Source organism: Caulobacter sp. 05T431 (assembly GCF_056665975.1).
Genome location: NZ_JBFTKU010000194.1, coordinates 1 through 355, shown reverse-complemented (window position 1 = coordinate 355; position 355 = coordinate 1). Strand labels below are relative to the sequence as shown.

Below are 355 nucleotides of genomic sequence, written 5' to 3'. Positions count from 1 at the left end.
TGTCGGTGACGTAGACAGTGAGCTTTACCAAGGAGGCTGGAGAAGAACCTGCTGCATGAAGGATCGACTCGAGTGAGTCCAATATTCGCGCCGTCTGAGCTTCGATGTCCCCCGGTTCAGGGAGCTGTCCGGAGGCGTCAAAGCCGAGCAGGCCGGACACGTGCACAAAATCTCCGGCGATTACGGCGTGCGAAAAGTGACCGCGGGGGCTTGGTACGTCAATGCTCAACACTTCCGTCCTCTTTGTTGGATGTGTCATACGCTGGCCTCCTGCAATGTATTTTTCTGCGCTCTCGAAATGGCCGTGAGCGTCGATGTGAAGGCTTGGATGGCAAATTCGAGATCTTCCTCGGTC

General features: G+C 55.8%; 1 protein-coding gene. It reads right to left on the bottom strand.

What is annotated here, in order from left to right:
- Nucleotides 1–259, bottom strand: a 259-nt coding sequence (locus AC1U89_RS25075; RefSeq protein ID WP_479902319.1) for a RidA family protein, incomplete at its 3' end; no start/stop codon positions are given.
- Nucleotides 260–355 lie beyond the last annotated feature (96 nt).